Genomic DNA, 365 nt, shown 5'->3' with positions numbered 1-365 from the left:
CATATAAAATCCATCTATATCGTTTTTCATTCATATATCAAAAGTATAAGTATTTCTATAGTTTAACGAATCGGTTAACACACGTTAACACTAGTTAACTCAAATACTTGGTTTGAGTTGAGATATTTGTACTGTATTAATCAAAAAATATAAAAACATGAAAAAATTAATTTTACCTTTATTATTGTTAATCGGTTCTTTAGGCTTTAGCCAAACTAAATCTGTTGAAGAAATTGAAATAATAAAAGAGATCGAAGAAACCAAAGTAGAAAGTGTAGATGTTGTGGTGACAGTAGATAATATTGAAGAACTAGAATCTACATTTACAATAGATGACATTAAAGAGATGTTTGATCTTAGTGAGG

The 365-nt window shown here is 26.8% G+C and carries 1 protein-coding gene; it reads left to right on the top strand.

The genetic code is table 11. The annotated features are described in order from the left end of the window. Positions 1-157 precede the first annotated feature (157 nt). The coding region (locus tag H5407_RS23740) for a hypothetical protein (RefSeq protein WP_183106930.1) at positions 158-365 on the top strand (208 nt) is incomplete at its 3' end.

Source organism: Mitsuaria sp. WAJ17 (assembly GCF_014174515.1).
In the GTDB taxonomy this organism is placed as follows: domain Bacteria; phylum Pseudomonadota; class Gammaproteobacteria; order Burkholderiales; family Burkholderiaceae_C; genus Roseateles_B.
Note: the sequence above shows the minus strand (reverse complement) of the source record. Positions and strands in the feature narration are given on the sequence as shown.